This is a genomic window from Polyangiaceae bacterium (assembly GCA_015075635.1).
Classification (GTDB): domain Bacteria; phylum Myxococcota_A; class Polyangia; order Polyangiales; family Polyangiaceae; genus JADJKB01.
Map to the genome: position 1 here is coordinate 679,324 of JABTUA010000002.1, position 26,887 is coordinate 706,210.

At 70.1% G+C, this 26,887-nt stretch carries 27 protein-coding genes; 13 read left to right on the forward strand and 14 right to left on the reverse strand.

The features are described from left to right. The 4 genes from HS104_19330 to HS104_19345 all read right to left on the reverse strand — a co-directional run bounded on the left by HS104_19330 (position 1) and on the right by HS104_19345 (position 3,464). Positions 1-1,194, reverse strand: a complete 1,194-nt coding sequence (locus tag HS104_19330; protein MBE7482115.1) for an ABC transporter permease — start codon at positions 1,192-1,194, stop codon at positions 1-3. Beyond that, complete coding sequence (locus tag HS104_19335) at positions 1,194-2,039, reverse strand: ABC transporter ATP-binding protein (protein ID MBE7482116.1); 846 nt, start codon at positions 2,037-2,039, stop codon at positions 1,194-1,196. Before HS104_19335 ends, HS104_19330 begins: the two co-directional genes overlap by 1 nt. Further along, positions 2,036-2,353 (reverse strand): twin-arginine translocase TatA/TatE family subunit, encoded by a 318-nt coding sequence (gene tatA, locus HS104_19340; GenBank protein MBE7482117.1) that lies wholly within the window; start codon positions 2,351-2,353, stop codon positions 2,036-2,038. Before tatA ends, HS104_19335 begins: the two co-directional genes overlap by 4 nt. A 61-nt stretch (positions 2,354-2,414) precedes the next feature. Next, positions 2,415-3,464: a Glu/Leu/Phe/Val dehydrogenase gene (locus HS104_19345; GenBank protein ID MBE7482118.1), complete on the reverse strand. Its 1,050-nt coding sequence runs from the start codon at positions 3,462-3,464 to the stop codon at positions 2,415-2,417. 121 nt (positions 3,465-3,585) lie between these two features. Here HS104_19345 and HS104_19350 point away from each other — a divergent pair, with 121 nt between their 5' ends. Continuing rightward, on the forward strand, positions 3,586-4,515 hold the full coding sequence (locus HS104_19350; GenBank protein MBE7482119.1) for an SUMF1/EgtB/PvdO family nonheme iron enzyme: 930 nt from the start codon (positions 3,586-3,588) through the stop codon (positions 4,513-4,515). A 1-nt stretch (position 4,516) separates the two neighbouring features. Here the strand turns inward: HS104_19350 and HS104_19355 are convergent, their stop codons facing one another. After that, positions 4,517-5,524 carry a hypothetical protein gene (locus tag HS104_19355; GenBank protein MBE7482120.1) on the reverse strand — a complete coding sequence of 336 codons (1,008 nt, stop codon included), beginning with the start codon at positions 5,522-5,524 and terminating at the stop codon, positions 4,517-4,519. A gap of 53 nt (positions 5,525-5,577) precedes the next feature. Here HS104_19355 and HS104_19360 point away from each other — a divergent pair, with 53 nt between their 5' ends. Beyond that, a complete protein-coding gene (locus HS104_19360) occupies positions 5,578-7,023 on the forward strand; it encodes a protein kinase (protein MBE7482121.1) in 1,446 nt (481 codons plus the stop codon). Between the two features lie 9 nt (positions 7,024-7,032). Here HS104_19360 and HS104_19365 read toward each other — a convergent pair whose 3' ends face one another. Next, a complete protein-coding gene (locus tag HS104_19365; GenBank protein ID MBE7482122.1) occupies positions 7,033-7,530 on the reverse strand; it encodes a tetratricopeptide repeat protein in 498 nt (165 codons plus the stop codon). A gap of 32 nt (positions 7,531-7,562) precedes the next feature. On the opposite strand from HS104_19365, the gene HS104_19370 reads away from it, so the two are divergent. Then, on the forward strand, positions 7,563-7,988 hold the full coding sequence (locus tag HS104_19370; GenBank protein ID MBE7482123.1) for a hypothetical protein: 426 nt from the start codon (positions 7,563-7,565) through the stop codon (positions 7,986-7,988). Here HS104_19370 and HS104_19375 read toward each other — a convergent pair. From HS104_19375 to HS104_19390, 4 genes are all read right to left on the reverse strand, one after another. Then, the gene (locus HS104_19375; protein ID MBE7482124.1) at positions 7,976-9,478 is read right to left on the reverse strand and encodes an AMP-binding protein; all 1,503 of its coding nucleotides are present in this window, start codon (positions 9,476-9,478) and stop codon (positions 7,976-7,978) included. The genes HS104_19370 and HS104_19375 overlap by 13 nt on opposite strands. Before the next feature lie 237 nt (positions 9,479-9,715). Then, positions 9,716-10,252: a hypothetical protein gene (locus HS104_19380; GenBank protein ID MBE7482125.1), complete on the reverse strand. Its 537-nt coding sequence runs from the start codon at positions 10,250-10,252 to the stop codon at positions 9,716-9,718. After that, complete coding sequence (locus HS104_19385) at positions 10,167-10,811, reverse strand: AMP-binding protein (protein MBE7482126.1); 645 nt, start codon at positions 10,809-10,811, stop codon at positions 10,167-10,169. Before HS104_19385 ends, HS104_19380 begins: the two co-directional genes overlap by 86 nt. A 180-nt stretch (positions 10,812-10,991) precedes the next feature. Further along, positions 10,992-11,879: a hypothetical protein gene (locus HS104_19390; GenBank protein ID MBE7482127.1), complete on the reverse strand. Its 888-nt coding sequence runs from the start codon at positions 11,877-11,879 to the stop codon at positions 10,992-10,994. Positions 11,880-11,922: 43 nt separating this feature from the next. Between HS104_19390 and HS104_19395 the strand changes: the two genes are divergently transcribed. From HS104_19395 to HS104_19405, 3 genes are read left to right on the forward strand one after another with little or no spacing between them, the layout of a single operon-like run. Further along, on the forward strand, positions 11,923-12,699 hold the full coding sequence (locus tag HS104_19395) for a hypothetical protein (protein MBE7482128.1): 777 nt from the start codon (positions 11,923-11,925) through the stop codon (positions 12,697-12,699). 3 nt (positions 12,700-12,702) lie between these two features. After that, positions 12,703-13,194: a hypothetical protein gene (locus HS104_19400; GenBank protein MBE7482129.1), complete on the forward strand. Its 492-nt coding sequence runs from the start codon at positions 12,703-12,705 to the stop codon at positions 13,192-13,194. Continuing rightward, on the forward strand, positions 13,191-14,276 hold the full coding sequence (locus HS104_19405) for a HupE/UreJ family protein (GenBank protein MBE7482130.1): 1,086 nt from the start codon (positions 13,191-13,193) through the stop codon (positions 14,274-14,276). The genes HS104_19400 and HS104_19405 overlap by 4 nt, the downstream gene beginning before the upstream one ends. 6 nt (positions 14,277-14,282) lie before the next feature. Here the strand turns inward: HS104_19405 and HS104_19410 are convergent, their stop codons facing one another. Together HS104_19410 and HS104_19415 are read right to left on the reverse strand one after the other, a co-directional pair. Then, the gene (locus tag HS104_19410; GenBank protein MBE7482131.1) at positions 14,283-15,077 is read right to left on the reverse strand and encodes a M15 family metallopeptidase; all 795 of its coding nucleotides are present in this window, start codon (positions 15,075-15,077) and stop codon (positions 14,283-14,285) included. Positions 15,078-15,100: 23 nt separating this feature from the next. Then, the gene (locus HS104_19415; protein MBE7482132.1) at positions 15,101-16,042 is read right to left on the reverse strand and encodes a CPBP family intramembrane metalloprotease; all 942 of its coding nucleotides are present in this window, start codon (positions 16,040-16,042) and stop codon (positions 15,101-15,103) included. Between the two features lie 57 nt (positions 16,043-16,099). Here HS104_19415 and HS104_19420 point away from each other — a divergent pair, with 57 nt between their 5' ends. The 7 genes from HS104_19420 to rsmI all read left to right on the forward strand — a co-directional run bounded on the left by HS104_19420 (position 16,100) and on the right by rsmI (position 23,657). Continuing rightward, positions 16,100-16,897 (forward strand): hypothetical protein, encoded by a 798-nt coding sequence (locus HS104_19420; protein MBE7482133.1) that lies wholly within the window; start codon positions 16,100-16,102, stop codon positions 16,895-16,897. Positions 16,898-16,946: 49 nt separating this feature from the next. Then, entirely contained in the window at positions 16,947-17,708 is a 762-nt protein-coding gene (locus HS104_19425; protein ID MBE7482134.1) for a biopolymer transporter ExbD, read from the forward strand. 7 nt (positions 17,709-17,715) lie between these two features. Beyond that, complete coding sequence (locus HS104_19430; GenBank protein MBE7482135.1) at positions 17,716-18,315, forward strand: hypothetical protein; 600 nt, start codon at positions 17,716-17,718, stop codon at positions 18,313-18,315. 102 nt (positions 18,316-18,417) lie between these two features. Then, positions 18,418-20,622, forward strand: a complete 2,205-nt coding sequence (locus HS104_19435) for a protein kinase (protein ID MBE7482136.1) — start codon at positions 18,418-18,420, stop codon at positions 20,620-20,622. A 13-nt stretch (positions 20,623-20,635) separates the two neighbouring features. Next, positions 20,636-21,691 carry a tetratricopeptide repeat protein gene (locus HS104_19440; GenBank protein ID MBE7482137.1) on the forward strand — a complete coding sequence of 352 codons (1,056 nt, stop codon included), beginning with the start codon at positions 20,636-20,638 and terminating at the stop codon, positions 21,689-21,691. Positions 21,692-21,750: 59 nt separating this feature from the next. After that, positions 21,751-22,815: an RNA polymerase factor sigma-32 gene (locus tag HS104_19445; GenBank protein ID MBE7482138.1), complete on the forward strand. Its 1,065-nt coding sequence runs from the start codon at positions 21,751-21,753 to the stop codon at positions 22,813-22,815. Positions 22,816-22,826: 11 nt separating this feature from the next. Continuing rightward, positions 22,827-23,657, forward strand: a complete 831-nt coding sequence (gene rsmI / locus HS104_19450) for a 16S rRNA (cytidine(1402)-2'-O)-methyltransferase (GenBank protein ID MBE7482139.1) — start codon at positions 22,827-22,829, stop codon at positions 23,655-23,657. Between the two features lie 9 nt (positions 23,658-23,666). Here rsmI and HS104_19455 read toward each other — a convergent pair whose 3' ends face one another. Both HS104_19455 and HS104_19460 read right to left on the reverse strand, forming a co-directional pair. After that, entirely contained in the window at positions 23,667-26,174 is a 2,508-nt protein-coding gene (locus HS104_19455; GenBank protein MBE7482140.1) for an MMPL family transporter, read from the reverse strand. Between the two features lie 290 nt (positions 26,175-26,464). Next, positions 26,465-26,833 (reverse strand): hypothetical protein, encoded by a 369-nt coding sequence (locus HS104_19460; GenBank protein ID MBE7482141.1) that lies wholly within the window; start codon positions 26,831-26,833, stop codon positions 26,465-26,467. Positions 26,834-26,887 lie beyond the last annotated feature (54 nt).

Below are 26,887 nucleotides of genomic sequence, written 5' to 3' on the forward strand. Positions count from 1 at the left end.
TCATCTCCAGCCGACGCGCCGGTAGCACAGGCTCGCGACGCCGACCCAGACCAGGGCGAGCGCCGCGGCGACCCCGAGCTGCAGCCACTGCGCGCGCCGGACGATGCCGGCCAAGGCGGCCAGCAGGAGCTCCGGGCCGTGCCGCTCGATGAGTAGCCAGGTCACCGGCTCGAGCGGGCTGTCCTTGCCGGTCACGAGCAGTACGCCGGTGGCGAACAGGTAGGACAGCGCGCCTAGGCTCGCGCCGCGCTGGGTCTTCGCCAGCGACGCGATGCTGAACCCGATGGCCACCGAGGCGAGCGCCACCGCCGCGAGCGTCCCCCAGAAGAACGGGCGGCCGAGCGCCGCAGGCGCCGCGATGCCGCCGAGCAGCGCCGCGAGCGCGAACGCGAACAAGAAGTAGAAGCCGAGCTTGGCGCTCACGATCTCGCTCGGCGCGACCGGCGAGAGCGCGATGGCTGCCAGCGTCCCGCGCTCGCGCTCCTCGCAGGTCATGCTGGGCAGGAGGAAAATCCCCACGAAGAACAGCCCGAGCAGCACGAGGCCCATGGCGATGGCCTCCCGCGCTCCCGCTCCGCTCACGGAGCGAAACGGCGAGCGCTCGACGTCGAACCGCGGCACCACGCTGCCTCCGGGATCGACCCGCTGCCGGAAGCGCGCGTGCGCTTCACGCAAGGCCCAGGCGTCGTCCCGGGAGTCGATGGCGCCGATCTGGCGTGCCTCGAGCGCGCGAGTGGCGTCGTCCACGCCCGATCGGTCCAGGTAGAACTGGCGTGTCTCGCGCCAGACCCAGGCCTCGCACCAGGCCGCGGACTCCGCCGCGCCGGGCGCGTGCCAGGTCCAGATCTCGTAGCCCCCGGTGTCCTCGTTCGGGCGCAGCTGGATCCCCACCGAGCCGGTCGGGTAGCGGATCATGCCGCGGTGGTTCTCCATCTGGCGGAAGCTCACGCGCGCTCGGAGCTCGGGGGGCACGCGAGCTTCCAGGTGCCTCACCCATTCGCTCTGGTCCCAGGTGTCGATCACGCACTTGCCCGCGCTCGCCGAGCCGAACGCGCCCTCGAGCGCCCGCGCGCCAGCGAACGACAGGAGCACCGCCGCCACCAACAGGAGCAGCAGCATGCCGACCGTGCCACGATGCGCTGCGACGCGCCGCGCCTCCTTCACGAACAGAGTTCGGAGCACGTAGCCGCGCATCAGCCCTCACCCGCGACGATCTCCAGGAACGCGGCCTCCAGATCCCGAGCACGGCTGTTCACGCTGAGCACGCTCCCCGCGCGGACGAGCTCGGCCAGCTCCTGCCGCGCGAGCTCGTCGGCCAGATCGAAGCTCCGCCGTTCGCCTCCCGCGAGCACCACGTCCACCCACTGCTCGGTGTGCGCTCGCTTCAGCTCCGACGGTGTGCCGAGCGCGACGCGGCGACCGCGACGGAGCACCGCCACGCGATCGCAGATCTCGTCCACCTCGGCCATGTCGTGGGTGGTGAGCAGCACCGTCGTTCCGGCCCGGCCGAGCTCCGTGAGCAGGCGGCGCACCAGTCGGACGGAGTGCACGTCCAGGTTGGCCGTCGGCTCGTCGAGGTACACGAGCCTCGGGCCGTGCAACAGCGCGCGCGCGATCAAGAGCTTCCGGCGCATGCCCTGCGAGTAGCCCCGCACCGGCAGGTCTGCCGCGTCGTCCAGCTCCGTGAGCCCGAGGCACTCGCTCACGCGCTGGCGCGGCGTGCGGTAGAGCTGGGCGAACAGCTCCAGGTTCTGCCTGCCGCTCAGCTCCTCGAAGTGGTTGTCGCGGTCGGGCACGTAGCCGAGCTTCGGCTTGAGGCCGGCGAAGTCGTGCGCCAGATCGTGGCCCAGCGCCTCGGCGCGGCCGCTGCTCGGTCGAAGCTGACCAGTGAGCACGCGCAGCGTGGTGCTCTTGCCGGCGCCGTTCGGCCCGAGCAGGCCGAAGAGCTCTCCCTGCCTCACCTCGAGGTCGAGGGCATCGACAGCGACGAAGTCGCCGTAGCGAACGCTGAGCGCCTCGAGCCGGAGCGCCGGAGTCACGCCCGCTTGGACTTCTTGCGCGGCCGGACTTCCTCTTCCTCTTCGTCCTCGTCCGCTTCGTCGGCGTCGTCGCCCTCGTCCTCTTCCACGACGGGGCGCTTCGACTTGAGCTTCTTGGTGGAGTCGCCCTTCTTCAGGCGCTTGGGCTCGTCGCTCGCTTCCTTCTCTTCACCCTCGCCCCCCTCGATGCCCTTCTTGAAGTTGCGGATGCCCTGACCGAGTCCCTTGCCCACCTCGGACAGCCGCTTGGGCCCGAAGACGAGCAGGAGGATGACGATGACGACGATCCAGTGGACGAGGCTGAATGAACCCATGAAGCGGGTCCGGTCTAGCAGCGGGGCGCCGGCCTGCCAAGAGACAGGCTCGAAAGCCGCCTCAGCCGCGGCCGGCCCGGGCCAGGCGCTCCTCCGCCATCGTGTCGGCGATGAGGTGCGTGGGCTTCATGGCCCGCTGGGCGCGCTCCGCAATCTCGTAGATGGTCTCGTAGATCTTCATGACCTTGGCTCGGCTCTTGTCGGCGTCGTAGCCCTCGAGCTCGGTCGCGACGTTGATCAGGCCGCCGGCGTTGATGGCGTAGTCGGGGGCGTAGAGGATGCCCCGCTGCATCAGGTCGTCTCCGTGGCGGGGCTCGGCCAGCTGGTTGTTGGCCGCGCCAGCCACGATTTTGCAGCGCAGCTTGGGGATGGTCGTGTCGTTCAGCGCGCTGCCCAGCGCGCAGGGCGCGAGCACGTCGCACTCGGCGCCGAAGAGCGTGTCGAGCCCGACGATGTCGGCGCCGAACTCGCGCGCCGCGCGCTCGCTCTTGAGCGGATCGACGTCCGCGACCGTCAGCTTCGCGCCCAGCGAGTGGAGCTCCTTGCACAAGTAGTAGCCGACGTGGCCGATGCCCTGCACCGCGACGTGTAGGCCCTTGATGTCGTCGCGCTTCATCACGAACTTCACCGCCGCCTCGATGCCGCGCCGCACGCCGAGCGCCGTGAACGGGCTGGGGTCGCCGGAGCCGCCGTTCTCCGGAGCAACGCCGGTCACGTGCTTGGTCGAGGTGCGGATCACCTCCATGTCCTCGAGGCTCGTGCCGCTGTCCTCCGCGGTGATGTAGTGCCCGGCCAGCTCGTCCACGAAGGTCCCGAAGGCGCGGAACAGTGCGCCGCGGTTGAAGTCCGTCCGGGGCTTGATGATCACGCTCTTGCCACCGCCGAGGGAGAGCCCCGTGATCGCCGCCTTGTAGGTCATGCCGCGCGCCAGGCGCAGCGCGTCCACGATCGCGGCTTCCTCGTCGTCGTAGTGGATGAAGCGGCAGCCGCCGAGCGAGGGGCCGAGCCGCGTGTCGTGCACGGCGATGATGGCGTTCATGCCCGTGCCGGCGTCGCGCTTCAGGTGGAGCTGGCCGTAGCCATATTGCGAGAGCAGATCGAAAACGCCCATGATTTTGCCTCCGTCGAAGCGACGCGGGAGCCTAGCAAGAACCCCCTGCGAGCCGGCCGGGATTCGTCTGACGCTGGATTTTCGCGCGCACGAGCTTCGCCTTCGCGGCTATCTTCGGCGCATGCGCGTTCCCGGACTGGCCGTGGTTCTCCTCGCAGCGGTCGGCTCGGCGGGCTGCTTTCCAGACTACGAAGTCGGGGGAGGCAGCGGTGGCAATGGCGGTGGACCCGTGTACATCGGCGTGACCGGCGCGACCTTCGAAGACGACCTGGGCTCGGATCAGTTCCGGGTGCGTTTCACCAACTCCTTCCAGGTGGATCAATACGAGGTCACCGTGCAGCGCTTCCGGAACTGGCTCGACTCGGGAGGCACGCTGCCTTGCGACGGCTGCAGCCTGGACCCCGGCGGGCCGTACGAGAAGACCATGATCTGGGACGCCGCGTGGAACGACTACGCGACTGACTCCCACTTCGCGACCGACAACCCGACCGGCACCTGCACCGCGCCCCCGCCCTACGCGCCGCCCACGACCTGGATGGTCGGCGAGCCACAGAACAACGACTACCCGATGACCTGCGTCTCGTGGTTCCAGGCCGCCGCGTTCTGCTTCTGGGAGGGCAATCGTCTGCTCACGCAGGCGGAGTGGATGTACGTGGCGACCAGCAGCGGCAAGCGCAAGACCGACTACCCCTGGGGCAACGAGCCGCCGACCTGCGACCGCGCCACGATCGCGGACTGCGACTTCCCGAAGAACGTCGGCGACGACACCTACGACGGGCGCACGCTGGACGGCGTGCAGGATCTGGCCGGAAGCGTCTACGAGTGGGTGTGGGACGCGACCTGGACCTCGGGCTCGCCGCCTTTGGACGTGGAGAACTACACGGGGCCCGCGCCGTCGGGCCCGGCGGAGGCCGTGCTCAGGGCGCGACGCGGCGGTGCGTTCATCAACGACTCGTCCTCGGATCACCTGAGGAACGACTTCGTCGAGCCGTTCGCCGCCGGTGAGTTCTACGCCGACGCCGGCTTCCGCTGCGCGCGCAGCGACTTCTGAGTCAGAACCGCCCGCTCAGCACTGCGCCCGCGACTCCCGGGCCGAGCGCGGGAGCGACGCGGGTTGATGCAGCCTTCTCCTGCCCCGAGCCGGACAGGAGCAGGTAGCCGCCGGTGGCTATTGCTGCGGCGCCGACGCCCCAGAACGCGATGCCGAGGGTCGTGTAGGTCTTGCCCTTGTTCTCCAGATCGTCCACGTCGGACTCGCGCTCCGCCGGGCAGGCGTCCTGCTCGGGACAGATCGCGTCCAGCGAGTCGATCTGATCGCCGCGCAGCTTCCACATGAAGAAGCCGCCGGCGGTCACGAGGACGCCGCCGCCGATCACGAGCCAGGGCACGATGGACGATCCGGGTTTCGTCTCCACTGGCGGCTGAGGGTGGTCCTCCGGCGCGTTCGGCGCTGGTGCGGCGGGCGGTGGAGTCGGAGTCGCGGGCGGCGCCTCCGCGCTCGGCGCTTCGAGCTCCACTCGGCTCTTGGCCCCCTCGCTGGCCTTGAAGCTCTGCTTGACCTTGGTGCCGGCGAAGTCAGCGACGAGCTCGTGCTGACCCGGGTTCACCGGGATGGGCGCCTCCAGCGCCGCGCTCGAGAGCGCGTTGCCGTCCAGGGTCATGCTGCTCGGCTTGGTCGTCCCCTTGACGTTGATCTCCAGCATGGGCACCCGCGGACGGAGCGCCCTGAGCTCGCTCTCCGACGCAGACTCGACCTGGGCGTTGCCCTCGGCCTTGGCGCTCTCGGCAGCTCGCTCGAAGCTGACGATGGCCTCGACCAGCGCGCCGGTCTTGGCCTCGCAGAGGCCGACGTGGAACAGGATCTGCGGCGTCTTCTTCACCGCGGCCGCGCGCCGGAAGCGCTCGAGGGCTTCGGCGAACTGCGACTTCTCCTCCAGCGCCAGCCCCTCGGTGAACCACTGCTTGGCGGCGGCGATCTCGGAGGCGCTCTGCGCGCGAGCGGGGCCGAGGCTCCCGACCAGGAGGCCGAAACCGAGGAGCGCTGCAGCGAAATGGCGCATGCCCCGGAGCTTAGCGGAACCGGCCGCGGCATTCTGCGCTAGATTTGCCCGCGGTGAACGTCGGGGCCATCGTCGCAGGCAAGTACCGGATCCTTCGCAAGCTGGGCGAGGGTGGGATGGGTAGCGTGTGGCTGGCCAAGAACGAGGTCACCGAGCGCGAGCTCGCCATCAAGTTCCTGCACGAGACCTCCGATCGCCCGCACACCGCCGACCAGCTGAGCCGCTTCTTTCAGGAAGCCCGCGTCGCCGGCAAGCTCCGCCACCCCAGCATCGTCGAGATCTTCGACGCCGGCACGGAGCCCACGCTCAAGAACGCGCCCTACCTGGTGATGGAGCTGCTCGACGGCATCGGTCTCGAGCAAGCCATCCAGCGGGCCAGCGCCCTGCCGCTGGGCATCTCCCTCGAGATCATGGCCGACGTGTGCCGCGCGCTCGCGCTCGCCCACGACAAGGGCATCATCCACCGCGACCTCAAGCCATCGAACGTGTACCTGCACAAGTCCGGGTCCGGTGCCCTGGTGCCCAAGGTGCTCGACTTCGGCATCAGCAAGGTGCTGGTGGACGAGAGCACAGGCAAGCAGGTGACCGGGATGACGCGCACCGGCGCCGTGCTCGGCTCGCCGCTCTACATGAGCCCCGAGCAGGCCGCCGGAGACAAGAGCATCGACGCGCGCAGCGACGTGCACGCGCTCGGGGTCTTGCTCTGGGAGTGCCTGGTCGGGCGACCGCCGTTCATCGCCGACACCTATGGGCTGCTCCTGGTGGAGATCATCCAGGGTGATCGCCCGAATCTCGGCAGCGTGTTGGCCGGCGTTCCGCCGGACGTCGCGGAGCTGGTAGGTCGAGCCATCGCGCGGGACCGCAACCTGCGGCAGCGTGACGCGGGTGTGCTGGCGAAGGAGCTGGAAGCAGCGCTCGAGCGGCTCGGTCACTCTCCCGTGCTGTCCACTCGGGACGGAGCCGAACGGTTCTTCGCGCTCGTGGGCGGAGAAGGGGCTAGTCGAGCGTTCGAAGGCACCACGACCACGGCTGCGCTGGAATTGCCTACGCCCGCACCAGAGGCACCGGCCCCCGCTCAGAGCGCCCAGCAGGACCCGCCGACGGCGCCTCTCCGCCCGCTCGACCAGGCGCCACCCGTGTCCCGGGTTCCCGGACAGCGCTCGCCGCTGCCGCTCGCGGGCGTCGTTGCGGGGGTCGTCCTCCTGGCAGGAGCCGGCGTGTTCTTCGCGATGCGGTCGAGCCCGGAACAAGGCGCCCCCTCGGCCGAGCCGGCTGGGCCGGCGACCGCCGGAGCGGTGGCGACGGCGACGGCGTCACCCGAACCCAGCGTCGCGCCGCTGCTCTCTGCACAGGCGCCGCCTCCCAGCGCCGGCGTCGTCGAGCCTCCGCCCAAGAAGCCGGCCGTGGTGGCTGCGAAGCCGAGGCCGCCGGAGGCGCAGCCCAAGCCAAAGCCGACCGCGCCCCCGGTACACCACGGCGTGACCAGCTCCGGGCTGTGACTCACGGGCTCACGGCACGTTCGCGAGCTCCTCCGCCAGACAATCGATCGCCGGGCTCCGCCTGCGCCGCTCGATGCAGGCGCGGTAGCTCGTCGCACGACGATGCCCGATCGCCGATTGCTCGGAGTGTGCGTAGTCGTCGATGAGCTCTCGCGCAGCGTCCAGCTCATCGAGGCGCTCCAGACACACGGCCATCAGGAACAAGGTAGCGTTGGTGCAGGAGCCGGCGTAGGACTCGCGGAACGCCGCGAGCGCCTCCTCGAAGCGCCGGTCCCGGAGCGCGACGGTCCCGCGAGAGCGCGCCGCGGCCGCATGCTCGACGCCCTCGGGCGTGTCGTCCCTGACGCAGGGTTCGTCGTGGGTGCGAGCCCGCACCCGGGCCGGGGTCTCTGCGGCGTCACTCCCGGGAGGCGGCGGCGGCACGACCAGCGCAGTCGTCGGAGCGGCCTGGGGTGTCCCGGCGCACCCGGTCGCGACGATCAGTGCGAACGCACCCAACCAGCGCATCGACCCGGACTCTAGCTTATGCTGCGAGCGTCATGGCTCGGACCCTGCTCGTCGTCGTGCTGGCCCTGGGCTGCAGCTCGAACGAGAGCCAGCCCGCCGCGGCGAGCGGCGGAGCGAGCGGCAGCGGTGGCCTGGACGCAGGCGACGACGCCGCCGAAGCAGGCGGCGACGCCGCCGACGCCAGCGCCCCGAGCTGCGGCACCTGCGTCGGCGTGTGCATCAAGGCGGGCTACACCGGCTTCAGCGGGAGCTGCGACGAGAAGGACTGCGTGTGCGCCGACTGCGCGGGCTGCGTCGAGAGCTGTCAGAAGGACGGCTTCAGCGGCTTCAAAGGCGTGTGCAGCGACGCCGGCTGCACCTGTGCGGACAAGTGCGGCAACTGCCCGAGCATGTGCCTGGACGCCGGCTTCGACGTCTGGAGCGGCGTGTGCGACGACAAGACCTGCTACTGCAACTGAGCCAGCAGCTTGGCGAGCTCGGGCTTCACCACCTTGCCCACGGGGTTGCGCGGGAAGTCGGCGAGCACGACGACGCGCTTCGGCACCTTGTAGGACGCGATGCGCGACTTCGCCCAGGCGCGTAGCGCTTCGCCTTCCAGCTCCTCACGCCGCCCTTCCCGGGCGATCACCGCCGCGACGGCGATTTCCCCCCAGGTCTCGTCCGGCAGACCGACCACGGCCACGTCCGCGACGGCGTCGTGCTCGCGCAGCACCTCCTCGATCTCGAGCGCCGAGAGCTTGTAGCCACCGCTCTTCAGGATGTCCACGGAGGTGCGCCCCAAGATCTTCACGTAGCCGTGCTCGAGAAAGGTGGCTGTGTCGCCGCTCCGGAACCAGCCGTCAACGAACGCCTCGCGCGTGGCCTCCGGGTTGTCGTCGTAGCCCAGGAACACGCTCGGCCCCTTCAGCCAGATCTCGCCGGGCTCGCCCGGGCCGACGTCGCTGCCGTCCTCTTTGACGATGCGGAGCGACATGCCGGGGAGCACCGGCCCGGCGCTGCCGGGCACGCGCTCGCCGTCCACGGGGTTGCTGCTGCCGACGCCGATCTCCGTCATGCCGAAGCGCTCGAGCGGGTAGCGTCCGGTGAGCTCCCGGAACCGCTCGCCCACCGTCGCCGGCAGCGCCGCCGAGCCGCTGGTCACCAGGCGGAGCGCTCCGGCGTGCGAGGCCCAGCGCGCCCGCGTCTCGGGGTCCGCCGCGTCGAAGGCGTCGAGCAGCTTCTTGTGCATGGTGGGCACGCCCATCAGCACGCTGGCTCGCGCCATCTCCTCCCACAGGCGCGGGCCGTCGAACTTCTCCAGCATGCGCGTGGTGCTGCCGGCCAGGAGCGAGGTGAGCAGGGCGATGCCGAGCCCGTGCAGGTGGTGCAGCGGCAGACAGTGCAGGAGCACGTCGGCGGCGGACCAGTGCCAGGCTTCGCCGAGCAGGCGCGCCGTGGCCTCGAGGTTGCCCTGGGAGATCAGCGCGCCCTTCGGCCTGCCGGTGGTGCCGCTGGTATAGAGGATGACCGCGACGTCGTCCGCCCGGGTGTCGGCGAGCGCTGGTGGGAGTCGGCTCTCGCGCAGCGCCTCGATCGCGAGCACGGGTAGCGCGCCCGCCCAAGGGGCGACTCGGGCGGCGGTGTCCGCGCTGACCACGATGGCCGCGGCGCGACTGACCTCGACGAACCACGCCTGCTCGGCCTCCGGGTGCAGGTGCGAGAGAGGAACCGCGACGGCGTCCGCGGCGATGATGCCCAGGAAGGCCTCGACCCAACCCGAGCCCTGGGTCACCAGCATCGCCACGCGCTTGCCGCCGAGGCCACGCGCTCTGAGCTCCGCGGCCACGCGCGCCACGCGCTCGCCCAGGAGCGCGAAGGACACGCGCTCTCGGTCGTCGATGATGGCGGGGTGCTCGGCGCGCTCGCGCGCGAGCTCGGCGAAGCGGTGGACCAGCGGGCTCTCGGACAAGCCCCGGCATCCTTCCACGAGGCTCACCTCTTGGCGAGACGGCGCTCGTGCCAGAGGAGCAGCTCCCGCGCGCGGCCGCCAGGCGTCGGACCGGGCGCGGGTCTTGCGCCATGGCTCGCGCGCAAGGGACTTCGGAGATCACGCCGGGCGTGCGGCGCCGAGCATCGACGGCGGCGCCCGGAGCTCGGCGGCCCGTACCGAGTCGTCGCCGGCAACTCCCGCACGCTGGAGGCGCCGCTACTTGCCGGGGAAGGGTCGCAGCGACTTGCACACCTCGATCGCCGCGGCCGACGGGGTGGTGTTCGACGTGCTGCACATGATCGCCTTGCCGTTCGGCGCCTTGGCGGTCGCGGAGACCGTCTTCGTCCCGCCGTTGCTGGTGAACCACCACTTGCCGCTCTGGCCCGGCGTCGAGCCGCTCGCCTCGAGCTTCGCGCTTCCCAATTCTTCGTCCGACGCGAGCTGTTCCTCGTAAGTCTTGAAGTTGCTGTTCTTGAACCCGACGGTGAGGGTGACGCCGTCGCCCATGTCCGGCCCGTCGATGTTGATCAGCTCCGAGTAGAGCTCGCTCTTCTGAATCGTCCCTTTGACTTCGTAGCCCTTCGGAAGGGTGATGCAGAGCTGCTTGTCCGGGTCGCCGTAGTCCGTGCCACAGCCGCTCTCCGTCTTCTCGGCCGGTTTGGCCTGCTCACCGGCCTTCTCCTTGTTGCACGCGACGGTGAGCGAGGCAGACAGGAGAGCAGGGACGAGGCCGATTATTCTGAGTTGGAGCATGCGCGCGAGCGTACCTAGTCACGACGCGGACATCAACGCTCGCACGGCGATGCGGCGCGAGCAACGTGGACCGGGAGTCCGCGCGAGCGCCCTCGAACCGGGTCAGGCCAGCCGCCCGGCTTCGCGCTCGCGCAGCTTGTAGCGCTGGACCTTGCCAGCGGCTGTCTTGGGCAAGTCGGCGACGAGCTCGATGAAGCGCGGATACTTGTAGGGCGCGAGGCGCTCCTTCACGGCGGCCTGAGTGTACGACGCCTTTGGGGCGACCGGTCGAGCCGGACGAGCAGAGCCAGAACGCTGGATCGTCGGCGTACAGGGCGCCCAGGAAGCACACCGGCCAGTCGTTGCAGTCCTGCATCAAGAGCAGCACGCGCTCCTCGCGTCGGATGCCCAGGTAGCGCAGCCCGGCAGCAAGACGGCGAACGCGCTCATCCGGCGTGCCGTAGCCGAGCGTGCCCAGGTCGTCAGCGAACGCGATCTTGGAGGCCCGCGCGGTATTCTGGTCGAGCAAATGCCTGGCGAAGTTGAACCGCGCCCGGGGGGGCCTCGACCACGGGCGGATCGGTCATGGCTCCAGGGAGCCTCACACCGGCCCAAGCGAAGCCCGCGCCGCCGTTGCAGGGGAGACGCGGCCAGTCGGATCGCGGTCATGCCGAAGCGCCCGAGCGGATGGCGGACGGAGGCTCCCGGGAGCGCTCGCCCAGCGTCGCCGGGAGGGCCGCTGTGTCGCTGGTCAACAGGCTCACTTCTTGGCGAGACGGCGCTCGTGCCAGAGCAGCATCTCCAGGGTGCCCACCTCGCGCAGCCAGGGCTGGTTGTGCGGACCGGGCGGAACGGACAGGTCGTGCTCCACGCCGCGCTTGCCGAGCTCCTTGGCGAAGGCCTCGTTGGCCTTGCGGAACGGGTCCTCACTGGACGTGCCGACGTGCACGGCGACGCCCTTGGACAGCGACGCGATGCGCTCGGCGTAGCGGATGGCCGAGGGCACGTTGAACGCGGCCTGCACGCCGCCGAAGGTCCCGAACAGCTTCGGCTTGCGCAGGAACACCTCGACACCGACGTAGCCGCCGAGCGAGCAACCGTCGAGGCCGGTGTGCGCCGGCCCGGTCAAGCACGGCACCTTGGCGTGCACCGCCGGCAGCAGCGTGCTTTCGATGAAGTCCGCGTACCGGTCCAGCGTCTTCGCCGCAGGGCCGACCTTGTGCGGGTTCGGAGTGACGGGACACACCAGCACCAAGCCGCCAAAGGCTCGCTGCTCGAGCGCTGCGTTGACCTTCTCGACGTGCGCGTCGGAAAACCACGGGTACTTCGGGTAGAGCTTCTTCACCGGCGGGCGGCGCAGGCGCTCGTACGAGCGCACGGCCCCGTAGCGGTCGCCCCAGGCGTGGATCCCCAGGAGCTCGTTGCCCGTCTCGCCGAGCCCGTGCAAGAGCACCAGCACCGGCAGCTTCGTGCCGGCCGGCACGTGCGCCGGCTGGAGCACCAGCGCGCGGCGCGCGATGCGTTTGTCCGCGTCGAGCAGGAGGTCGTGTTGCACGAAGTCCGCTGACTCGGGCGTGGCGCCCCGCGCCGGGAGCGCGAAGCTCCCCGCGGCGGCTCCGCACAGACCGAGGAACTGACGCCGGCGCATCCGCCAATTCGTAGCACCGCCGGGGCGTGATAGCCTGTGGCCCATGCGCGCTCGACTCGTGCTCCCGGTCCTCCTGACTTTGGCGGCCTGCGGCGGAAACGACAGCAGCGACGGCAGCGGCGGCTCTTCCGGGGGCGGCAGCGGCGGCCAGAGCAGCGGCGGCTCGGCAGGCTCCGGGGGTGGTGCCGGGGCGAGCGGCGGCAGCGCGGGCACGAACAGTGGCGGCAGCGCGGGCAGCGGTACCGGCGGCAGCAGTACCGGCGGCACCGGCGGCAGCGGCACCGGCGGCACCGGCGGCTCGACCGCCACCGACAACTGCCAGCCGCTCTGCGACGCCATCATCGCCGCAAAGTGCAGCAAGGGGCCGACCATGTCCGGCTGCCTCCTGACCTGCAAGGCGCTGACGTCGTCGGCGAAGTGCGACCCCAGCGCGAATGCCTACTTCGCCTGCGCCAAGCAGAGCGGCATCCAGTGCACCGCGGGCGGCGACGCCTACGCTCCCGGCTGCGGCATCGACTGGCTGAAGGCCATCGACTGCGCCACGACCGAGAACCCGAACCCGGCGATCGTCGTGCCTTGCGCGACCTACTGCGACAAGGTCGTAGCGGCGGGCTGCCCGCTCAACGCCGCCAAGGCCGAGTGCAACTCCAACTGCAAGTGGTTCGGCGCCACCGGCACCGGGTGCGACGACGAGTGGGGCACCTTCCTCGGCTGCGCGAACTCCGCCAACATGGTCTGCGTGCTCGGCTACGCGGCGGCGCAGGGCTGCGGCACGCAGTTCACGGCCTACTCGAAGTGCGTCGACGCCGCCGGCAAGTGAGCGATGAGGCGCGCCAGCTCGCTCTTCTGCTCGCTGCTCCTGGCTTGTGCCCCAGAGCGGCCGCAGCGCGCGGGGCAAACCTCGCAAGCGCCGGTCGCGGTCGCCTCCGGCTGGACCGCGGGGGCGGCGCTGATCGAGGCCGGCACGGTCGCGGGACGCGCCGACTTCCGTCGCCTGCTCCGCTACACGCGCGCCAGCGGAAGCCTCGAGCTCCAGGACTCCGATCCCTTCGCGTCGGGGACCGAGTCGAAGACGGCGCGGGTGCTGAACCTGAGCCGCGTGCTCTCCCCGGAGGAACGCCAGCGCGTGGAGGCCGTTCTGGACCGCGTGCAGCCCGACGCGGCTGCGCTCGAGCGGCGCTGTGCCCCTGGCGGGTGCGTGTGGCTCGAACGGGTCGGCGCCGACGGGACGCGCCAGCGGTTGGAGCACCTCGAGAGCGCCCAGCCCGTGTTGCGCGAGCTATCCGCCCTCTTCCCGGAAGCGCGCCAGTTTTGAAGCTCGCGCTGCTCGCCTTCGCGCTCGTTCTCGCGATCGCGCTGCCCGCCTCCGCCCACCAGCTCGGCCGGAGCTACTGCACCGTGCAGACCGCACCGGGCGGGCTCGACGTCACCGTCGAGACGAGCTTCGAGCACCTGGTGCCGGTGCTGGGCCTGTCGCCGGCGCCGAGCGACGCCGACGTGCTCGCCGCTCGCGCGGCGCTCGTCGCGGCGCACACCCGGGCGATCTCGGCCCGGTCGCCGGCCGGCGCCTGCGCCGTCGAGGCCGGCCCGACCGAGCTCGCGAGCGCCGAAGGCCAGCGGGTCGTCCGGGTGCCCCTCGCCTTCGCCTGCCCGCCCGGCCCGGTCACGCTGCGCAACGCCTGGCGCCTCGACGTGGATCCGGCGAGCGAGATCGTGTGCGCCGTGGACGGTTCGGCCTGGGCGTTCCGCGTGGGAAGCGAGGAACGTGACGTGGGCACGCCGCCGACGCCGGCACAGGTGCTCGTCTCGTTCGTGAAGCTCGGCGTCCACCACGTGCTCTCCGGCATCGACCACGTCCTGTTCGTGGTGGCGCTGCTCTTAGCAGCCGCCCGCGCCAGCCGCGACCAGACGCTGCTCCGCGGCCTTCGCCAGGTGGCGCTGGTGGTCACGGGCTTCACGCTCGGCCACTCGCTCACGCTGATCGCGGCGGGCCTCGGCTGGGTGCGGGTCGAGCCGCGCCTGACCGAGAGTGTCATCGCCCTCAGCATCGTGGCGGTCGCCGTCGAGAACGTCCTGCGCCGCGAGATCCGCTGGCGTGCGCTCACGGCGACGCTGTTCGGGCTGGTCCACGGCTTCGGCTTCGCCAGCGTATTGGCGGAGGCGGAGCTGCCGCGACGCGGCGCAGTGTGGGCCCTCTTGACCTTCAACGTCGGCATCGAGCTCGGCCAGCTCGGGGTGGTCGCCGTGATCTTCGTCCCCGCCGCCCTCGCCGCGCGCCGAGACTGGTACGAGCGCCGCCTGCTCTGGCCGGCCTCTCTGGTCATCGCGGCGCTGGCCGCGCTCTGGTTCGTGAAGCGGGCGTTCGGGCTGGAGTTTGCGCCGTGGCTGGGCGGGTAGCCGGCTCTACTCCAGCACCCGCGCCGGATCCCCGAGAAACTCGAAGTGCATGGTGTCCTCCAGCTCGTCGTGGCCGAGCCAGTAGAAGCCGTAGCGCTCGAACACCTCGACCCAGCAGCGCGGCATCGCCATGCGCTCGAAGGGCGAGCTGACCTTCTGCTTGCACGCGGGGTGCTCCTTCCAGAAATCCACGCAGCCGCAACACGGGTTCAAGTCCGAGTCGATGTCGAGGGCGATGCCGTAAACGTGATTGGAGACCTCGTAGTCCTTGTAGGTGTTGCCGGTGCGCAGCCCGCCCACGGTCTTGGGCCGATACGGGTGCTCGGCGCAGTCGCGGCGCAACGCCGCCTCCACGCAGCGCAGCGCGGGCACGACCTTCTGGTTCAGTACCAACGGCAGCCCCATGAACGTGGTGCGCTTGGCGTAGAACTGCGGTGGGTGCGCGTTGTCGCGGCGGCGGCCGAAGCCCGGGAAGCGCCCGTATTGGCGCGTGCGGTACTCGATGGCGCGACGGCGTGCCTCTTCGATCTGCCGCTGTACGGCGGCCGGGGCGCCGATCTTCGCGATCTGGTGCTTGCGCAGCAGGAAGTCCTGCGCGGCTTGCTCGCGACAGCGCGGCTCGGTCGTGCCTGAGGCGGCAGACGGTGCGGGCGGCGCCGGCGGTGGAGCGGGTGGAGTGCTCGCTGCCGCGCCGATCGAGGCAAGCGTCGCTGGCTCGACGGAGCGCTCGTCGCCCGCCGCCTCACGGCAGCCCAGCGCGAGGAGCAGAGCGCACAGCGGCGCGCAGTCGCGCGGCGACATCCCCCCAGGCTACAGGAACACGGCTAGATCCACCACGACGGCATCGGCTCGCGGGTCCCCGCGTAGCGCGCGACGAGCACGCGCCGCTCGCGCCAGAGGAGCAGCCCACCTCCCAGCGCGAGCCCGAGACCCACGGCCACCGGCACCACGTCGAGCTGACGCTCCACCAGCGCGTCGGAGTAGCGCACGGTGAGCACTACCGTGGTGTTGTAGACCAGGTGAGCGATCACGGGCGTCAAGAGCGTGCCCGTGCACAGTCGCCCGGCGGCGAACCCGAAGCCGAGCACGATGGTTCCGGCGATCTGCGTGGGCTCCAGGTGGAACAGCCCGAACAGGACGGAGGGCACGATCAGCCCGAGGGCGAAGCGCCGCTCGAACGGCAGCGTGATGAGCCCGCGGAACAGCGCCTCCTCCGCCAGCGCGGGCATCACCCCGAGCGCGAACACCAAGAGCACGACGCCCGAGCCGGAGGCCCCACGGGCAGCGTTCACCACGATGCGCGAGGCCGTCACGTCTTGGGCAGTCAGCCGGTGCATCAGCTCGCCCATGACCTCCGCCAGCGGCGCCAGCCCGAACACGACCACGACCGCGCCGAGCACGCCGAGCAGCGAGGGCCGCCCGAGCGGCAGCGCGATGCGCAGCGGGGTCTTCAGGATCCGGAGCCAGACGCCGAGGGTGATCAACACCGCGACCTCGTTGGCGATGGTCCCGCCCGCGATCCAGTACGGGTCGTTGATGAGCGGCGAGGTCTTGGGGTCCCCGAGCGCGAGCATCGGGTTCTGCCCGGACACCGCGGCGGACGCCGCCGCCGCGGACGCCACGGCGAGCCCCGCACCCAGGATGGCGATCGCAGCGGTCACCCAGATCAGGAGCGCTTGCAGCGGGGACGGAATCCTCGCCGCGCCGCTGGGTGCAGTCGCGGGATCCGGCGCTGTCTCGCGGTTCGGCTCCATCGGGTCCGTCACGATGCCCTACCACCGCCGGCCGCGGGCTGCGCGTTTCGTGCCGAATAGGCACCCCTCGTGTATCGTCCAACCCCGGTCGACATGCGGCTCACGCGCTTGATTGTTCCCCTGGTCCTCCTCGGCCTCTACGCAGGCTGCGGCAGCTCGAAATCCCGCCCCGGCGACGCCTACGGAACGGAGGATCAATTCTGCAAACAATGGGGCAAGGCCGCCTGCAACAGCACGGTCGTCAGCGCCTGCGCCGCCGCCAGCGTGGACAGCTGCGTCGAGAAGCAGGCCGCGTTCTGCATGGGGCTGGTGCCACCGTACTACGCCTCCAAGAACGCCAAGTCCTGCATCGACAAGGTGAAGGCGGCCTACGCGGACGGAAAGCTCACCGCCGCGGAGAAGGCCGTCGTCCGCGACGCGGCCGCACCCTGCGACAAGCTGAACAAAGGCCCGAAGCTGGCCGGGGAGACCTGCGACGCCTCCGACGAGTGCGACGGGCTCGCGGATCTGGAATGCGTGATCAAGCCGGGCGCCCCCGACGGGACGTGCCAGGTGCCGAAGGAGGTCGGGGGCGGCTTCTCGTGCAAGGCACCGGACGAGGTCTGCGCCGAGGGTTTCTACTGCGACGGCTCGAACTGCATCGCGGGCAAGACCAGCGGCGAGACATGCAGCGAAGATGTGGCGTGCGCGCCGGAGTTCCTGTGCCAGGGCACCCTCTGCCTACCCAAGGGAGACACCGCCGCCAGCTGCCAGTCCGACGCCGAGTGCAAGAGCGGCATCTGCGCGAAGCCGGCGGTCGGCCCGGGCAAATGCGTCGATTCGGTGGTGCTGACGCCGACGGACCCGATCTGCCAGAGCCTCGGCTGAAGCGAAACGCCTTGCCACCCGCCCCGGAGCGTCGTTCAAATCCGGGCCGATGACCCGCTCGGCCTTCGTTGTGCTCGCCCTCGCGTCCCTCGGCCTCGGGGCCTGCGACGACCCGCCGCCGAAGAAGAACCCGTTCGAGGGACCGAAGAAGGACACCGTCGAGCCGCCCAAGGACGCTGCTCCGCCCAAGCCCGCCGGCCCGCCGGAGCTCGGCATCGACGACCTCGGGCCCAAGGTCGGCTTCTCGCGCGTGCTGCTCGACAAGCCGGAGGGTCGGGACAAGCTGCGCGAGGAGCTGACGCAGAACAAGCAGCACTACGAGGGCAAGGAGGCGACGCTCTCGGTCATCCGCAAGGCCAAGCTCGCTTGGGTCACCACCATGCTGAGCGAGCTGGGGAAGATCGGCGCGACCAAGGTCATCGTGAAGACCGAGACGCGCAAGGACTACCCCGGCGAGCTTCCCTTCACGCCGGAGGTGAAGGCGCCGACGCCGGAGCCCTGCGCGGTGGTGGGCATGATCCTCGACGACCGCAGCGCCGCGGTCTGGAAGATCTCCGGCGGCACCGCCATCAAGCGCGCCAAGGGCCTGGCGGGGCCCGACCTGTCCACCACTGGCGAGACCATCGAGCGCTTCGCCAAGGGCTGCAAAGGCTCGAACGTGTTCTTCGTCTCGGCCCAAGAGGGCGTCGAGTGGGGCCTGGCCTACGACCTCGCGGCCTCGACCCGTGTACTGGAGGACGTGAAGCTCGAGACCTTCGTGCTACTGGAGAAGACGCCGACCGCAGGACGCAAGGTCGAGCTCTCGAAGTGAGATCCAGATGAAACTCCGCACGCTGCTCCTCGGCCATCACGACGATCACTCGATCCCTCGGATCGGCGAGGCGCTCGATCGCATGGACCCCAAGAGCCGCCTGGCTGCGACCCGCAGCGCGACCAAAGAAGACATGGCGACGCTCTGGGAGCTGATGAAGAACCAGGCGGTGGACGCCGATTTCTTCGTGCCCTCGGGGACGGATCCGCTGAAGGAGGTGATCCACGAGGGCAAGAACTCGCTGCCTGCGTTCACCCACTTCCAGAAGCGCTTCTGCCGCGCCGACGACGACTCCGGAGACGTCTACGGCTACAACCACGGCAGCACCGAGTGGCTGACCGGACCCGGCTACTTCGTGGCGCACGCCGCCAAGGACGAGACGGAGCCGCCCAGCGACTACCTCATCGACTACACCCGCGTGCCCCCGAAGAAGGCCGACGGCTGGCCGGAGATCCGCGACAACGACGGCGGCATCGGCGCTCTGGTCTATGGTCGGATGAAAGACTACATGCGCAAGGTGTCGACCCACGTTTCCATCGGGAAAGCCTATAAACGAGGCAAAGAGGTCGGGGCGTACTTTCTGCTCTGCCGCCAAGAACCGGAGTGAGCGCCGCGTCTCGCGGTCACGACTTCGATAAGCAGGGCTCGCGCTGGGGCGCCCAGGCGCTAAACTCAGCCGACATCCGAGTTTAGGAGTATCGTCGAGCAAATGGGCGGCACGGTCGCGGGCGCGAAAACCCTGGGGCGCTACGAGCTGGTCAGCGAGGTCGCAAAGGGCCAGCTGGGCCCGCTTTGGGCGGCAAAAGCCACTGGCGACGACCCGACGCCGGTCCTGGTGCGGCGGGTGTCCACGGCCGCACCCACCACGCCGGACGAGATCGACTCCCTGTGCGAGGGCGCCTGGTGGATGCTGGAGCTCTCGGATCCGGGCGTTGCCCGCGGCATCGACGTCGTGAAGACGGAGGGCGAGCTGGGCGTGGTGATGGAGTACGCCGAGGGCGAGGTGCTGCGCTCGCTCCTGCGACTAGCCAGCTTCAAGCGCCGTCCGATCCCGGTGCACGTGGGCCTGCGCATCGCGGTGGACGTGCTCGAAGCCGTCGAGCAGGCCGCCGCCGCAGGGGCGCCGCTCAGCGCGGGACAGAGCTCGTTCGTCGCCGGGGGCATCGTGCCGGACAGCGTGCTGGTGGGACGCGACGGACACGCGCGACTGCTCGACATCGGCGTGCTGGGCCCCGCCGCGCGCGTCGGGCCCATCGCTCGCCACCCGGAGATGGCGTCCTACGCAGCGCCGGAGCAGCTGGACGATCCGAGCAAGACGGATCTGCGCGCCAACGTCTACGCCGTCGGCGTGATGCTCTGGGAGATGCTCTCCGGAAAGCGCTTGTTCGTGGGCTCCACTCACCAGGCCGTGGTCGAGAAGGTGAAGGCGGGCGGCGCTCAGCGGCTCGACGCCGCCAAGCCGGTGGGAGGCGAGGCCATTTCGACGGCGGTGGCCGACATCGTGGCGAAGGCCATGGAGACGAGCGCCGACGCGCGCCACGCCTCGCCGAAAGAGCTCCGGGAAGCGCTCGAAGGCAGCGGCGAGGTCGCGACGCGCGAGCAGGTCGCCGCGCTGGTCGAGGACTTCGCAGGCAACACGCTGGCCGCGCGCAAGAAGCTGATCGAGAAGGCGCTCTCGGGCGCCGTGGCGAAGCCTGCCGACAAGCCCGTTCCCAAGCCCGTCGTCGCGGCGGCCAAGGCGCCCGAGAAGGAGCCCGCCAAAGCCCCGCCGCCGCCGCAACGCCCGCCGCCCCGCAAGGCCACCTTGATCGGCATCCAGCCCGTGGCCGACGCCGCGCAGTTCCTGGCGGATCTCGGGGCCAAACCGGCTGGCGCAGCCGACGTCGTGCCGCCGCCACGGCCCCCGCTCGAGTCGCTGGACGCCGAGGAGCTCGAGTCGATCTCGAAGGTCGAGATCGAGCCCTTCCCCGGCAGCGAAGCGCCCACCAAACCCGCCACCCAAGAAGCAGAGAAGCTCGCCGCACAGTCCGCGCCCGAAGCCGAGAACATCAAGACTCAGTTCCTGGGCACGCCGGCTCCCGACGCCGCGACGGCCATCGCGGCCGCGGCGGCCGAGACCGCTTCACCCAAGCCGCCCGAGGCCGGCGCTTCGCCCAAGCCGCCGGTGGCGGACATCGAGCCGCCGCCGGCCTCGCTCGACGTCGACGTCGTCAGCACCGAGCCACACAAGCCGGACAACGCCGCGGGTGGCCTGGACTGGGCAGCCATGGCGTCCAACCTCCCGGCGCCGGAGGGCGATGACGAGCCGACGAAGATCAAGGAAGAGGGCGGCGAGAAGAAGGAAGAGAAGCGCGACGAGTCGGCGGTCGCCTGGGTCGGACCGCCGCCCGGCACGCCGCTCGACGAAGCGCCTCCGGAGGCGGACGCCGAGATCGACGAGCCGCTGCCGTCCATCGTCCCCGAGCGTACACAGCGCATGCGCAAGATGGTGGCCGTCGGCATCGGCGCGCTCGTGGGCCTGCTCGCGCTCGCGCTCCTGATCTCGAAGCTGGGCGGAAAGGGCGAGACCGACGAGGCCGCGCCGACGGAGACGCCGGCTGCGACGAAGAAGGCCGAGGAGCCCAAGAAGGAAGAGCCCAAGGCCGAAGAGCCCAAGAAGGAAGAGCCCAAGGCCGAGGAGCCCAAGGCCGAAGAGCCCAAGAAGGAAGAGCCCAAGGCCGAAGAGCCCAAGAAGGAAGAGCCCAAGGCCGAGGAGCCCGCGCCGAAGCCGGTCGCGGCGAAGCCAACGACGACCAAGCCGGTCACGACGACCAAGCCGACGACGACGACCAAGCCGACGACGACGACCAAGCCGACGACGACGACCAAGCCGACGACCAAGCCGAAGCCCAAGTTCACGCCGTCGGGGATCTGACAGGGAAGACGCCATGCATCATCCGATCTCGATTGCGAACCTCCGCGCCGCGCTGTTCACCAGCGCGCTCGCTCTGTCCACCGTGACGGCCGCCACCTGGGCCGAGGCGCAAGGCGCCGCCCCGGAGAGCGCGACCGCCGAGCAGAAGGCGACCGCGCAGAAGGCGTTCGAAAAGGGCATGAAGGCCTCGAAGGCGAAGAAGCACGAAGACGCGCTCGCTGCGTTCAAGGAGTCTTACGGCGCCGTCGCCAGCCCGAACTCGCACCTGATGGTGGCCCGCGAGCTGGTCGAGCTCGGCCGCCTGGAGGAGGCGTGGGCCGAGTACGAGAAGACGGTGGTCGAGGCCGAGGCCGCCGCGCAGAAAGATCCGAAGTACGCGGACACCGCAACCGGTGCCAAGAACGAGCAGAACGATCTGAAGGGCAAGCTCGGCTTCGTGAAGCTGACGGTCACCGGCGCGGGACCTGGCTCTCGAGTCACGGTGCGCGGCAAGGAGATCCCGGAGGCCGACTGGGGCAAGCCCGTCGCCGTGATGCCCGGCTCGGTGCGGGTCGAGCTCGTCGCCAGCGACGGCAAAGAGATCGTGCAAGAGGTGAACGCCACCGCCGGCAGCGAGACGCCGGTCACACTCGCTCCGCCGGCCGCTGCGCCGGCTGCCGGAAACGCAGCGGGCGAGGGCTCCGCCAAGCTCGAGGCCTCGACGAGCGGCAAGGGTCCCAGCATGCGAACCTGGGCGTACATCGCCGGCGGCGTCGGCGTCGCCGGCCTCGCCACCTTCGGCATCTTCGGCGCGATGAACAACGCCAAGCACAGCAAGCTCGAGGACGAGTGCAAAGACGGCGTGTGCCCATCCAACCTCGAGGACGAGAAGGACACGGGCAAGACCTACCAGACCATCGCCAACGTCGGCCTGGTCGTGGGCGTGGTGGGACTCGGCACCGGAACCGTGCTCTACCTGATGAGCGGGAAGAAGACCGAGAAGGCCGCTGCTCTGCCGAAACGGCGCGGACCGCGGGTCGAGTCCGTCAGCGTCGGCTATCAATCGGTGCTGGTCAGCGGCTCGTTCTGAGAGCCTTGACGGCCTGACGGGCGGGACGCAACCTGTCTCGTCCCCCGGGACCCCGGTCGATGGCAGCGCGCAAGAAGAAGAGCGGATCCCGCACGGAAGAGCCCGTGTCGGCAGAGGAGCAGGAGCCGGGCGAAGAGGCCGAGGCGGCCGGCGACGGCGAGGACGAGCTCCTCGGCGAGGTGAGCGAAGACGCCTTCGTCGAGACCACCGCCGAGGTGATGGAAGAAGTGCCGCTCGTTGCCAAGGACGACGAGCGCGGCTCGTCGCTGGCTCGCCTCGACCCGATGACCATCTACATGCGGGAGGTGCAACGCCACCCGCTGCTCACTCCGGAGGAGGCGCACGAGCTGGCCGTGCGCTACGCGGAGACGCAGGACGTGGAGGCCGCCGCGCGGCTGGTCACGGCGAACCTCAGGCTCGTGGTCAAGATCGCCTACGAGTACCGGCGCGCCTACCGCAACATGATGGACCTCGTGCAGGAGGGGAACATCGGGCTGATGCAGGCGGTGAAGCGCTACGACCCCTACCGCGGGGTCAAGCTGTCGAGCTACGCGGCCTGGTGGATCCGCGCGTACATCCTGCGCTTCATCCTCAACAACTGGCGCATGGTGAAGATCGGCACCACGCAAGCGCAGCGTAAGCTCTTCTTCAACCTGAGCAAGGAGAAGCAGAAGCTCACCGCCATGGGCATCGAGCCCACCCACGCCGAGATCGCCAAACGTCTGGACGTGGACGAGCAGGACGTGGTGGAGATGGATCGCCGTCTTGCGCGCTCGGACGCGTCGCTCGACGCCAGCGTGGGTGACGCCGAAGGCCGGCAGACCACGCGCATGGATCTCTTGCCGGCGACCTCCGCGGGACCGGAGGAGTCGGCAGAGTCGAGCGAGATTCAGGAGCTCTTGAAGCGACACTTGGCGGAGTTCCGCACCACGCTCAAGGACAAGGACATCGCCATCTTCGACAAGCGTTTGGTCGCGGACGAGCCGCTCACGCTTCAGGAGCTGGGCGATCAGTTCGGTGTCTCGCGCGAGCGTGTGCGCCAGCTCGAAGCGCGCCTCACCGGCAAGCTGCGGGCGTTCCTGCGCGATCGGCTCGGAGACGCGGTCGGCGTCGGCGGCGCCTGAGGCCCGCTGCCATGGCCGGCCAGCTCGCCCTCGTCGGCACGCCCATCGGCAACCTCGGAGACCTGACGCTCCGGGCCATCGAGACCCTGAAGTCCGCCGACCGCGTCGCCGCCGAGGACACCCGGCGCACCCGCGCGCTCCTCTCGCACCTGGGCATCACGGGCAAGCCGCTGGTCTCCCTGGACGCCCACGCGGGTGAGCGCGAGCTCGACGCGTTGCTCGATCACGTCGCCGCTGGCGAGCAGGTCGCCTTCGTGACGGACGCGGGCATGCCATCGGTTAGCGACCCGGGTACCGAGCTCACGCGCGCGGCAATCGCACGCGGCCTGCCGGTGACGGTGATCCCGGGGCCTTCCGCGGTGAGCACGGCGGTGGCGCTGTCGGGCCTGGTGGAGTCGGCGTATTCGTTCGTCGGGTTCCTGCCGCGCCAAGGACAGAAGCGCCGTGCGGCTCTCGACGCCATCGCCGGTCGCGCCGAGCCGGTGGTGATCTTCGAGGCCGCCAATCGCACGCTCGCGACGCTGAGGGAGCTGGCCGAGCGCACGCCCTCGCGCCAGGCGGCCGTGTGCCGCGAGCTCACCAAGCTGCACGAGGAGGCGCTGCGAGGCCCGCTCGCGGAGCTGGCAGAGCTCGACCGCGAGCTCAGGGGCGAGGTCGTGATCGTGCTCGGCGCGTTCTTGCCGGAAGAGACCCTCCCCAGCGACGCCGAGCTGGACGCGCGCATCCGCGAGGAGCTCGCGGCGGGCGCGTCGGCGCGCGACGTGGCCGACGACCTCGCCGCCTGGAGCGGACGCGCGCGCCGCGAGGTGTACGCGCGGGTGATCGAGCTGAGGAGAAGCTAGCTCGGTCCGTCAGGCCCTCTTCCTCTGCGCCTTCCAGAACAAGAACGCCGGCAGGAACAGCACCGCCGCCAGGACGCACAGGATCTCGCCCACCGCCGCGGCGAGGCCGAAGCTCACGATGCCCCGGTTGATGCTCAGCATCAGCGCCAGGTAGCCGATGGTCGTGGTCAGCGAGCAGAGCACGACGGCGCCGCCCGTCTCCACCACCACCGAGTAGAGCTTGTCCGGCCCTTCGATGCGGACGCGTTGCATCAGGTTGTGGGCGTATTCGGCGGCGATGCCGATGGTGATGGGCAGGGTGACGAAGTTCAGGAAGTTGAGCTGGATCTTCTTCAGGTACATGAACGCCAGGAGACCCGCGACGCCGCCGAGCCAGGGCAGGAACACGCCCCAGGCCGCGCGGTTCAGCCCGAAGGCCACCAGGATGATCAGCACCGAGCCGAGCGCCGAGACCGTGATGGCCTTCGGCGCGTCCTCGACCACGGTCATGATCATGTCGGCGTAGATCACCGCGCGCCCCGAGCCCTGGATCACCTCGCCGTTGGGCAGGGGCGTGCTGCGGAAGCTCTCCGCCCAGCGGATCAGGTAGCGCGCGTTCCAGACGCTCGCGTCGGAGCGGGGCACGATGTACACGATGTTGCCGCGGGTGCCGTTCTTCTCGGTGAAGGGCCGCGCCACCTGCTCGGGAAGATCGGCGATCTCGATGGCGTCGAGCTTCCCCTTGGGGATGTGCCCCTCGAGCTTCGCCCAGTCGGCGTCGTTGATGACGCCGTGCTTGCGGGCCCGCTCCACGCGATCGCGGATGGTCTCGATGAGCGGGAGCTTCTCCGCTTGCCGGTCGGGCAAGAGCGAGAAGATGGTCACGACTTTCTCGAAGGGCTTCGCGTCCGCCGGCGCGGCCGCCAGTCGCTTGTCGAGCTCCGCCTTGAGCAACGGCACCTGATCGAGGCGCTCGGTCATGATGGCCATGCCGTCTTGACCGATGCGGCCGACCAGGTAGCCCACCTCGTGGGAGAGCTCCCCCGCTGCGGTGCGGTCCTTGCGCTCGTTGCGCACGTTCCGCATGTCGTATTCCATGGGATCGCCGAGCAGGTAGCGCGCCCCGAGCCCGAGCGAGGCCAGGGCCAGCACGACGCCGACCACGCTCAGCGTGCGCGGAGCGAGCCGCGCCAGCTTCGCGAAGGCCACGCCGTAGTAGCCGCGCAGCTTGCTCTCGCCGCTGCCCTCGGCCGGCTTGAACATCGGCGTGACCCCCTCGCTGGCCGCCAGAATCGCCGGCATGAACAGGTAGGTGGCGAGCCAGCACAACAGCATGCCGTAACCGCCGATGATCCCGAAGTGCTTGAAGCCGCGGAAGTCGGTGACGATCAGCGAGCCGTAGGCCAGGCACGCGGTCCCGGCCGCGGAGAGCGTGGGCACCCACGAGTCCCGGTGGGCGACCAGCACGGCCTCGGCCACGTCGAGCCGCTGATCGCGACGCGCCTCGATGTAGCGCGCCATGTACATGATGCCGTAGTTGATGCCGTTGCCCGCGATGATGCTGACCAGAAAGCCCGTGGAGCTGTTCAGGTAGCCGATGGTGAAGCGCGTCAGCCCGAAGGTCCAGAGCAGCGCGACCAGCACCGTGGCCCCCATCACCATCACCGTACGCACGCGCAGGAAGAACAGGAGCACGCTGCCCAGGACGCCGGCCAAGCCCCAGCCGCCCACGTGGCTCAGGTCGTTGATGATGGCGTCGTACTCCTCGGCGCTGGTGATGACGTCGCCGGTGTAGCCGACCTCCATCGAGGCATCGATCGTCTCGGGGTTCGTCTCCGCCACGGCGGCGGCGACGGCCGCCTTGAAGTCGGCGGTCGCCTGCTTGCCCGACACCGGCGTGCGCACGAGCACGGCGACCTTCGTCCCCTCCGCGTTCATGTAGTAACGATCGCGGTAGGCCGGCCCGGTCTTCGGCGCCGCTGGGTCGTCCTCCTTCTTCTTCGGCGTGAGCCGCTTCTCGATCTCGTCGGCCGTGAGCGGCGGGGGCGCCTCCGTCTCGTCGTCGTCGAGGAGCGTCCCCTGCTTCTTCGCGATCTCGTAGTCGTAGCGCTCGACGACCTCGTCGTGGGCCTTCTTCAGATCGTCGTAGGCCGCGTAGAAGAGCTTGTTCTTCTCGAAGAACGCCTGGGCGTCCTGAACGCCGTAGTCCACTGCCCCGACGCGCTCCGGCCCCAGCGCCACGAGCCGCGGGACGAGCTGGTCCACGAAGCGCTTCAGCCCTTCGGGGTTCGCCTGGGGAACCTGCGCGATGATCGACAGCGTCGAGGCGCCGGCCAGGCGCGCGGACACCCGACGCATCTCGATCACGCTCGGCTTGTTGTCCGGCAAGAGCTCGGCGAAGTCCGCCTTGAAGCCCAGGCCCTTTGCGGACAAGCCCGCCGGCAACAGGCTGACGAGCGCCAGCACGATGAACAGCCAGGGACGCTTCGCCTGCAGCTGGCCGAGGCGCTGGAGCGGGGTCGGGAAGCGGTGGGTCATCCGAGCGTCCGGTAATCTCCATTACCAGGGGCGCGGCGGCGGGGCGAGCGGCGTGTCGTGCTCTGCTCGCCCCGCGCGTCGCCAGCTCGTCAGGGCGTCAAGCCGAACAGGCCGGCGAGCCCGAGCAGTACGAGGACCACTGGGATCACCACCCACAACACCTGGGCGAGCTTCGACTCCGGCGAGCCTTGCTGCTCGCCTTCGGGTACACGGCTCATGTGAGCCTCCGTCGAAATGGGAAATGTCAGAGAGGCGTTCGTCGCTGAGCGACGACGTGAAGTTCGTTCGATTCAGGCGCGCGCGACGGGCACGGGCCAGTCCGGTGGAACCTTGCGACGGCACACGCGCCGGATGGACTCCCGCTGGTCGGGGAGCCGGCGCTCGGGCTCGAGTGCGCTCGCCGGGCCCACTCGGGACCAAGCGCCCGACGACCGGACCAACGCTGCGAGCGGGGGGGAAGCGACGTCCGCGCGGAAGACCGGCGCCTCGACGGCGAGCGGCGCCAGCGTCTGGGCCGCCCGAAGCTCGGTGTTGCGGGGGGTCGGCGCCGACAGCGCGCTCGCCGGACGGAGCGAGGCGAACCAGGCTGGCAGCCGGGCGGGCGTGACGGCGAACAGGCTGAGCCCGAGGAGCAGGACGGACGCGACCCAGCGGCGCACGGCGGAGATATGAGCCTTGCCGGGCGCCGGGTCAACTCCCGGGAAAACCCGCGG